This window comes from Marseilla massiliensis, from assembly GCF_016899855.1.
GTDB lineage: Bacteria > Bacteroidota > Bacteroidia > Bacteroidales > Bacteroidaceae > Prevotella.
This window is the reverse complement of record NZ_JACJJG010000100.1, coordinates 1-9516: the sequence shown is the minus strand read 5'-3', so window position 1 is coordinate 9516 and position 9516 is coordinate 1. Positions and strand designations below refer to the sequence as shown.

7 protein-coding genes and 1 tRNA gene are annotated in these 9516 nt (G+C 49.4%); 2 read left to right on the top strand and 6 right to left on the bottom strand.

Features of this window, described 5'->3' with window-relative positions:
* Positions 1 to 83: 83 nt before the first annotated feature.
* From H6A34_RS12040 to purB, 4 genes are all read right to left on the bottom strand, one after another.
* The gene (locus tag H6A34_RS12040) at positions 84 to 551 is read right to left on the bottom strand and encodes a nucleoside deaminase (RefSeq protein ID WP_021948834.1); all 468 of its coding nucleotides are present in this window, start codon (positions 549 to 551) and stop codon (positions 84 to 86) included.
* A 151-nt stretch (positions 552 to 702) separates the two neighbouring features.
* Complete coding sequence (asnS, locus tag H6A34_RS12035) at positions 703 to 2106, bottom strand: asparagine--tRNA ligase (RefSeq protein ID WP_021947745.1); 1404 nt, start codon at positions 2104 to 2106, stop codon at positions 703 to 705.
* Between the two features lie 160 nt (positions 2107 to 2266).
* Positions 2267 to 3685, bottom strand: coding sequence for a pseudouridine synthase (locus H6A34_RS12030; protein ID WP_205105714.1), 1419 nt, complete (start codon positions 3683 to 3685; stop codon positions 2267 to 2269).
* Positions 3686 to 3842: 157 nt separating this feature from the next.
* Complete coding sequence (purB, locus tag H6A34_RS12025; protein ID WP_205105713.1) at positions 3843 to 5189, bottom strand: adenylosuccinate lyase; 1347 nt, start codon at positions 5187 to 5189, stop codon at positions 3843 to 3845.
* A 220-nt stretch (positions 5190 to 5409) separates the two neighbouring features.
* Between purB and H6A34_RS12020 the strand changes: the two genes are divergently transcribed.
* A complete protein-coding gene (locus H6A34_RS12020) occupies positions 5410 to 5835 on the top strand; it encodes an ACT domain-containing protein (RefSeq protein ID WP_021947742.1) in 426 nt (141 codons plus the stop codon).
* Between the two features lie 168 nt (positions 5836 to 6003).
* On the opposite strand, the gene H6A34_RS12015 is transcribed toward H6A34_RS12020, so the two are convergent.
* Positions 6004 to 7128 (bottom strand): HNH endonuclease family protein, encoded by a 1125-nt coding sequence (locus tag H6A34_RS12015; RefSeq protein WP_239480869.1) that lies wholly within the window; start codon positions 7126 to 7128, stop codon positions 6004 to 6006.
* An 11-nt stretch (positions 7129 to 7139) separates the two neighbouring features.
* On the bottom strand, positions 7140 to 8177 hold the full coding sequence (locus tag H6A34_RS12010; RefSeq protein ID WP_205105712.1) for an adenine-specific methyltransferase EcoRI family protein: 1038 nt from the start codon (positions 8175 to 8177) through the stop codon (positions 7140 to 7142).
* 844 nt (positions 8178 to 9021) lie between these two features.
* Between H6A34_RS12010 and H6A34_RS12005 the strand changes: the two genes are divergently transcribed.
* Positions 9022 to 9096 (top strand) — tRNA-Val (locus H6A34_RS12005).
* Positions 9097 to 9516: the final 420 nt, after the last annotated feature.

Sequence of the window (9516 nt, the reverse complement as noted above, 5' to 3'; positions counted from 1 at the left end):
GTCTGCTCGTTGCTTGTCCCTTGTCTGCTAAGGGAAATCTCCTTGTCTGCTTGTTACTCGTCCCTTGTCTACTAAAAAAGAACTTAGTATTCAGTTTTGTCTTCCTTGGCAGCCCATTCTTCGAAAGCCTTGATGGCTTCGTTTCTCATCATGGCTTCGGCTGGCAGCTTACGGCCGTCGCGCGGCAGTGCAAGTTCGTCGTAAATGAACGAATCATCGAAACCGATTGCCTTGGCGTCGTCTTTCGTATTGGCGTAATATACCTTGTCGATATGCGCCCAATATATCGCGCCGAGGCACATCGGACACGGCTCGCACGACGTGAATATCTCGCAACCAGACAAGTTGAACGTGCCAAGAACCTGCGCCGCACGGCGTATCGCGCTCACTTCGGCATGTGCGGTAGGGTCGTTTTCGGCAGTGACACGGTTGACTCCCGTCGCTATAATCTCGCCGTCGCGCGCTATAACGGCACCGAACGGGCCGCCACCATTGGCGATATTCTCACGTGAAAGCCTGATGGCCTCACGCATAAGCTGGTCGTTTGTCATATATTTTAATTTTAAAAGCAGACAAGTTGACAAGTGACGAGCAGACAAGGAGATTTGCCTTGTTGATAATCAGGCAATTAGAAGCCAAGGGGTAAGGCAAATCTCCTTGTCTGCTCGTCACTTGTCAACTTGTCTGCTTGTTTCTTGTCTGCTAAAACTCAGCGTTCTTCGGTGTTCTTGGGAACGGGATGACGTCACGTATGTTCTGCATACCCGTCACGAAAAGAATGAGCCTCTCGAAACCAAGACCGAAGCCTCCGTGTGGGCAAGAGCCGTATTTGCGGGTATCAAGATACCACCACATGTCCTTCATCGGGATGTTGCGCTCGTTGATTTCGCCCATCAGTTTATCGTAGTTTTCCTCACGGACACTGCCTCCTATAATCTCTCCGATTTGCGGGAAGAGCACGTCCGTACCCTGCACGGTGCGTCCGTCCTCGTTTATCTTCATGTAGAACGCCTTGATGGCCTTCGGGTATCCGGTCATGATAACCGGCTTCTTGAAGTGGTGTTCCACGAGATAACGCTCGTGTTCGCTGGCCAAGTCCATGCCCCATGATACCGGGAACTCAAACTTGTGGCCGGCCTTCACAGCTTCTTCGAGTATGCGTATGCCCTCGGTATACTCCAGACGCACAAACTTCTCGCCGACAACCGACTGCAGGCGGGCAAGCAACGTCTTGTCAATCATCTTGTTGAGGAACTCCAAGTCGTCCTTGCAGTTGTCCAAAGCCCACTGCACACAGTACTTGATGAAGTCCTCCTCGAGGTCCATCAGGTCGTCAAGGTCAATGAAAGCAACCTCCGGCTCAATCATCCAGAACTCCGCAAGGTGGCGCGGAGTGTTTGAGTTCTCTGCACGGAACGTCGGTCCGAACGTATAGATTGCGCCCAAGGCGGTAGCTCCGAGCTCACCTTCAAGCTGTCCGCTGACGGTCAGCGAGGTCTGCTTTCCGAAGAAATCGTCGTCATAAACAATCTTTCCGTCCTTGTCTTTCTTCAGGTCATACAGGTTCTTCGTCGTAACCTGGAACATCTGTCCGGCACCTTCACAATCGCTTGCGGTAATGAGCGGAGTGTGGAAATAGAAGAAACCGTGGTCGTGGAAATACTTATGTATGGCAATGGCCATGTTATGACGTATGCGCATTACTGCCCCGAAGGTGTTGGTACGCAGGCGGAGATGGGCGTACTGGCGCATGTATTCAAAGCTCTGTCCCTTCTTCTGCATAGGATAGTCGCTGCCGCACAGGCCGTAAACCTCAAGCTCACGGCACTGCAACTCAACGCTCTGGCCGGCGCCCTGGCTCTCAACCAGCTCGCCGTTGACGTTGATACATGCACCGGTTGTTATCTGTTTAAGCGTCGCTTCGTCAAACTTTGACGGGTCAACGACAATCTGGACATTCTTTATCGTAGAACCGTCGTTCAGCGCGATGAAGTCTACCGACTTGCTGCTGCGGTGGGTACGCACCCATCCGCGCACGTTGACGATGGCTCCGAAGTCGTTACGCTGAAGCACGTCGACAACTTTTGTTCTCTTGATTTTTTCCATAATTATTTAAGTTCAGGAGTTAAAGGAGTTATAACAGTTATCGCTCACTACGTTCACTAAGGAGTTAAAGACAATTGCTCAACCGTTTTACGACACGGCCTTCACCACTTATTACCTCTCCTTTAACTTTTAACCTTTTTACTTTTTTACCGTTTTACCTTTATTCGAACGCTCCCATGCGCAGCATGTCGACCTCCTTCTCGGTAAGGAAACGCCAGTCGCCGCGGCGCAGGTTCTTCTTTGTCAGACCGGCGAACTGTACTCGGTCGAGCTTGACAACACGATAACCGAGACTCTCGAAGATACGGCGCACAATACGGTTCTTGCCGCTGTGTATCTCGATTCCTACCTGGCTCTTGTCCGTCGGACTTGCATACTCGATGGCATCGGCATGCACTTCACCGTCGTCAAGAGTGATACCGGTAGCTATCTGCTGCATGTCGTGGGCTGTAACGTTCTTGTCCAGGAATACGTGATATATCTTTTTCTTCAGGAATTTCGGGTGAGTCAGCTTGCTGGCAAGGTCGCCGTCGTTGGTGAGAAGCAACACACCGGTAGTGTTACGGTCAAGACGTCCAACGGGATAAATACGCTCAGGACATGCATCCTTGACCAAGTCCATCACCGTCTTGCGCTGTTGCGGGTCGTCGCTGGTGGTCACGCAATCCTTGGGTTTGTTCAGAAGGACATACACTTTCTTCTCCATCTTGACGGGCTGGTCGTGGAATTTCACCTCGTCGGTACGCAAAACCTTTGTTCCGAGCTCAGTTACAACCTGACCGTTAACCGTAACTACGCCAGCCTGGATAAACTCGTCAGCCTCACGACGACTGCATATTCCGGCGTTGGCGAGGAACTTATTAAGACGAACGGGCACTGTCGGGTCGATGTTTTCCTCCTTATATTCGATGCGTTTCTTCATGCTATACTTTGCATTCGGGTCGTAATCGGCCGTATGCTGACGGTAACCGCCCTGACGGTTGTAGCCGCCCTGGCGCTGCTGACCGTATCCGCCACGCTGCTGGTAACCACGGTTATAGCCGCCCTGACGTGGCTGATAGCCGCCTTCTTGCCCGTTGGCGTTATAGCGCGGACGGAAACCCGTCTGCGGACGCTGGCCATACTGGCTCTGGCGGGGCTGGTAACCACCCTCCTGGTCCTTGTTGTAACGCGGGCGATAACCCGTCTGCGGGCGCTGGCCATACTGGCTCTGGCGGGGCTGGTAACCCTCCTCGCCCTCCTTGTTGTAACGTGGACGGTATCCTGCCTGAGGACGTTGCTGATAGCTGCCACGCTGCTGGTAGCCGCCCTGCTGTGGCGCATTGTAGCGTGGGCGGTAAGGCCGCTGGGCGTTACCTGCCGACTGTAGTCCTGAGCCGAAGCCCTCTGGACGGAAACCTCCGTCATCCTTGTTGTAGTTTCTGTTAGGGACATAAGCGCGCTGTACCCTTATCCTGGGTCGCAACGGCTTGTCTCCATTCCGATTGTTAAGGCCTTCTGTCTGCTTGTAGCCCTCACGGCTGCCTTCATTTTGTCCTGCAGACAAACTCTCGTTCTTGTTTTCCAATTCTTCTGACATAATTTTTCTTGTTAATGCCTCACGGCGGTTAGTGTTTTGGGTTTTAAGGTTTTAGGGTTATGGGGTTTTACGGTTGAGGCGGCTATAGGGCACGTTACGTCCTGCTTGCTGCCTAAGACCTTAAAACCGTGTGACCTCATAACCCCAAAACCGCATATCAAATTCCTGTATAATTATGCGGAGTTATGGCCATAAGCTCTGCTTTCACGGCGTCGCTCACGTTGAGTCCGCTTATAAATTCATGTATTGTCTCTTCCGTCATCTTCTTGTTTGTACGGGTAAGCGCCTTCAACGCCTCATAGGGATGCGGGTAAGCCTCGCGGCGGAGGATGGTCTGTATAGCTTCGGCCACTACCGCCCACATGTCGTCAAGGTCGGCATTGATCTTCTCCTCGTTAAGGATGAGTTTGCGAAGTCCCTTCAACGTGCTCTGTACAGCTATCATTCCGTGTCCCATTGGCACGCCGATGTTACGCAAGACCGTCGAGTCTGTAAGGTCGCGCTGCAGGCGACTTACGGGTAGTTTTGCCGCAAGGAACTGCAATATCGCGTTAGCAATGCCGAGGTTACCCTCGCTATTCTCGAAGTCGATTGGATTGACCTTGTGCGGCATAGCGCTTGAGCCAACCTCGCCGGCCTTGATTTTCTGCTTGAAGTACTCCATCGAGATATACATCCAGAAATCACGGTCGAGGTCGATGATGATAGTGTTTATACGGCGCAAGGCGTCGAAGACGGAACCTAAGTTGTCGTAGTTGCTTATCTGGGTGGTCCACTGCTCACGCTCAAGTCCGAGCTTCTCGCTTACGAACTTATTGCCGAACGCGCGCCAGTCATACTCGGGATAAGCCACATGGTGGGCGTTGTAGTTACCCGTTGCGCCACCGAACTTTGCCGTCATCGGGCACGCCTCGAGCTGCTTGAGCTGCTCCTCCAGGCGGTAAACGAACACCATCACCTCCTTGCCGAGCCGCGTAGGCGAGGCCGGCTGACCGTGAGTCTTGGCCAGCATGGGCACGCTCTTCCACTCCTCGGCATACTCCTTAAGCTGACCTACAAGTTCCTTTATCAGCGGGATGTACACCTCGTGCAGCGCCTCCTTTACCGAGAGGGGCACCGAAGTGTTGTTGATGTCCTGCGAGGTGAGGCCGAAGTGGATGAACTCCTTGTACTTGTCGAGTCCGCCAATGGCATCAAACTGCTCCTTGATATAATATTCCACGGCCTTTACGTCGTGGTTTGTAGTTGCCTCGATTTCCTTTACACGAGCCGCCCCGGCCTCATCGAACTTCCCGTAAATATCGCGCAGGCGCGAAGCCAGCCCGAGGTCGAAGTCCTTTAGCTGCGGCAACGGAAGCTCGCATAGAGCTATGAAATATTCGATCTCCACACGTATGCGGTAACGAATGAGCGCATACTCTGAAAAATAGTCGGCAAGAGGTGCCGTCTTTGACCTATATCGCCCATCAATGGGGGATATGGCGGTAAGCAAATCCAAATCCATAAATAATACGTATTACGGCTGCAAAATTAATAATTTAAATCGATTCAGGCATACATATACAGCGGAAATATTAAGCGTTGGAAGCGTTTTTTTAATCCATGTTACGCTAACGGCAACGACATGCAACATCAAGCAGGCGTTTTATTGCCGTTACGTTCGGTTTTTACGCCGTTTTTTTGTATGTTTGCAAGTAGAAAACAAACGATTAAAACACAACATTATGTTAGCAAAACAACTATCCGTGTTCCTCGAGAACAAGTCGGGCCGCCTCAACGAAGTAACCGAAGTACTCGGCAAGGCTGGCGTAAACCTCTCGGCGATGAGCATTGCCGACAACTCCGACTTCGGCATCCTGCGCTGCATCGTGTCTGATCCGGAAAAGGCAAAACGCGCCCTCGAAGAGGCATATTTCACCGTAATAATAAGCGACGTAATCGGTTTTACATGCCCTAACACGAGCGGTGCCCTTGCCGTTGTGCTGAAATACCTGTCGGAACGGGGCGTATTCATCGAGTACATGTACTCGTTCGCCGCAGGCGACGTAGCCCACGTGGTAATCCGCCCGACCGACCTTGAGAGCTGCGAAAAGATACTTTCAGAGAAGAAAGTTGACCTCATGGCGGCCAACGAGCTGTACCAGCTCTGACGGTCCGCAATCACCCGTTTTCCAAAAGATGGCCTTTCGCGTTCCAAAAGGCCGTCTTTCACAGCTTAAAATGCCGTCTTTTGCGTTGCGAAAGACGGCTGTTCAGAAAATGGCAGTAACCAGTCGCTATACCATCCGGCATATCCTCTTTATATAAAGGGATTTAGGTTACTTTGCCGACTTGCGCCTGTTGCACTCACGGCAGAGCATTTGGCAGTTCTCCTTTACCGTGCGCCCGCCTTCCTTCCACGGCGTAATGTGGTCGCCCTCCATAAATTCATAGTCCATTTCCTTACCGCATATCGCGCACCTGTGCCCCTGCGCCTCCCACACGGCCAGTTTAATGTCGTCGGGAAAGGCGCGGAGGTCAAGCTCACGTTCGTCACCCGTCAGCACGTAAGGTATTATTCCCTGCTGCCGTTGTATCTCGCTGTCTCTCATAAGTGTCGATATTTGCCGTGCAAAAACAACTGTGTCGAGCGTCTTGTCATAGAACTTGTCGTAATACAACGCCCAGTCAAGCCCCTTCATTATCTTCTTGAAGTGGCGCGGGTCAAAGTTGGTTATCGCCCAGTTTATCACATTTTGGAAGTAAGTCCACAGGTTATTGGCGTTCGGGTCGTGCTGGTGGTCAGCCATATAGCCAACAATCGTCTGGCGCTTACCCATCCTTGTCTCGTGGTCGGCCATCCATTCAAGCGCTTTTTTGAGAAAATCCTGCCTGATAGGCGTACCGTTCACAAGGTCTTTTGCCAAACGGTAGGCACCGCAGTTCGACTTCGAGAAGTGCCGTTTTGCGTCCGACACGAACGGGCCTGCGTACACGGCGTTGTTTATCTCCTGCTCGTTCAGCGGCTTGCCGGCTATGTTTATAGTCCTGAACCACTCTAACTTTTCCGACGGCTCGCCCTCGCAGACGTAGACAGTCAGCCGGTAGTCAAGGATTTTCCGCTGAATGTCCTTGGGCTGGTTGAAGAAATTTTTGAACTCGTAAGAGAACTTTCCGGCAACATATTCACACAAGGAGAGCGTGCGCTGCTGGCCGTCCATCACCTCATACGGGCATTCGGCATCGTCGCCACGCTTCACCCAGTACATAACGTTCAGCGGATAGCCGTTTAATACGGTGGTAATCACGGCCTGCTGTTCCTTTTCGTTATAGATAAACTCACGCTGGTAAGGCGGCCTTATATCCAATTTCCCGCCGTAACCGCGCACTCCCTGTTCCTCATTGTTCACGTAACCGTTGGTTATGTCACCAACCGTCACCTCGATTTGCTTGATTGTCATCATGGCTTTTTACATTATTTACGCTTAATGAAGATGCGCTTGTATTTCTTTTCTCCACGTGCAACAGCTTGGGCTATGCCGCTTTCTTTATTCCAAAGGCCGTTAGAAAAACTTTTTCCTTCACTCTCTGTTGCACCGATTATTTCAAATTGCTTTGGACTATATTTATCAAGAAAGGTTATTGGTACACCCATTACGCCCATATAGTCACATGGAATATTAAGCGTTTTGTTAACTTCAATAGCGTCATAATTGTCATATTTCGGGTATTCTTCAGGCGAATAACGGCACACCAAGTCAAGTTCTTCATTACGTTTGGGTATCTCCATATTGGTAAACCATGTAACTCCGGAAACTCTAATCATGCCTTTCTTGTGGTCGCCAGCCGTCGCTATGTCCTCGTATGGTGACAAAAAATGCCCTGCTGTGCCCTTAAATCCATAACCTAACCACACCTTATTGTCCTTTATTAGAGGAAAAACCTCTTTATATGTTATGGCGTTTTGATGCCCCACTATCAAGAACTTTTTGCCATATTTCATAAGTTGTCCGATGTACTCACGGAACAAAGAGAAAGGCGGATTGGTTACAACAATGTCCGCTTCTTTCAATAGTTCGATACACTCGCGCGAGCGGAAGTCGCCTGTTTCGAGTAAGGAAAGAACGTTCTTGTCGTTCTGCAACAGGTAGCGGACATCCGAAAGGTCTACCGCCCCGTCGCCGTTCAAATCCTTAACCTCGGTTATTTCCACCTTGTAAGCCAACTTCTTAGGCTCGTCGTCAAAGCCTTCAAAGTGGAGAAGCAGCTCGTTTCCTTGCACCGGCGAGCCGTTATAGCAAGTGCAGATGAGTTTTTTCAAGCCCAACTGATTGAAGCACAGAGCAAAGTATTTGAAGAAATTGCTCTCGTAAGGGTCGTCACAGTTGCACAGAACAGTCTTACCTCTAAAATGAGATTGATAATGTTGCAGTTCACGCTCAATGTCGCTGAGCTGCGTGTAAAACTCGTCTTTTTTGGCGAGTTTTGCCGCATTAAGGTTTTTGTTTGCCATAATTGACTGATAGTTTATCAAGCATAAACTATCAATCCGCCAACGCATAAAGAAAGGCGTGATGCCATTCTTACCGCGTTTAGCACGGGGTGGCCTCGGATTGGAACCCCGGGTCTATCATAAGAATGCATCACGCCATTGCGTGTGCATCGCTTATTGATAGACATAGGGGCATCAATACGAAACCACCTGTCACATATTATTTCCGTGCTTGTTATTCCAAATGAGTTTCCGAGGCTCTTGGCTAAACGCGAAATAATAGCGAATGCTTATAAATTATGTATTTATTTTAATAATGCTTCTTTCTGTTTCTTGTTTTTGTTTTTTATTTATTACATGATATTTTACGGTGAAACATCGACAAAGATGCGGCTTAGCGCATTGTCAGTTACCGTTTGGCAAAGATACAAAAAGTTTTTCTGACAATAAAACTTTTTCCGTAAATGCTCTCAATTTATGATGCGCACCGTCCCAAATTGCACCGCCACGACAAAACAGTCACAATCCATACATTTTCCAAAAGACGGCATTTTGTCTTCCGAAAGACCGTTTTTTACCGTCTAAAAGGCCGTCTTTAGCAGCGCAAAAGACGGCCTTTCATAACGTATTGAACCACAAGGCATTGCGCAATCGTTAATTTTATACCATGAAACAGGACGGCAAACGCCAGATATTCCCGCTCCTTACGTCGTGCATTTTCATGTAAAAAAACGGAGAAAACGCCGTAAGCAAGAGCGGTAACGGTCGTAAACGGCACTATTTTTAATAAAAACAAAAAAAACATTGATAAAATTTTGCAGAATTAAAAAATTGCAGTATCTTTGCAACCGCTTACGACAAGTAAGGGCGCATAGCTCAGCTGGTTTAGAGCATCTGCCTTACAAGCAGAGGGTCGGGGGTTCGAATCCCTCTACGCCCACTACAAAAAGTCCCGCAACATTCTTTGTTGCGGGACTTTTTGTTAGTAGACGAGTTGACAAGATACAAGCAGAAGAGCACGAATCGCAATGTAAAAGACTGTGTTTCATGACATTAAAAGCCGTGTTTTATAAGTAAACAAATGATGATGATTTTCGCTAAACATCTGTCAGTCTGTCAGCGTTGGGGATAACACGCTGGCTATCAGGATGTTTGGAGCTGAAAGATTGAGGGCGAATCTTTCAGATTCTTTCACGCCGGCAACTGACGGGAAAGGGCTGACGGATGTCCGGTAGGCATCTGTCAGCTTATAAACAATTGACAGTCAGATTGTTAAGCGCAAGGCTGAAAGATGAAAGATGTTTACGGAAAAATGTTTTATGAATGTCTGCAAAGCTTACATTCATTGGTAGTTAAAGGG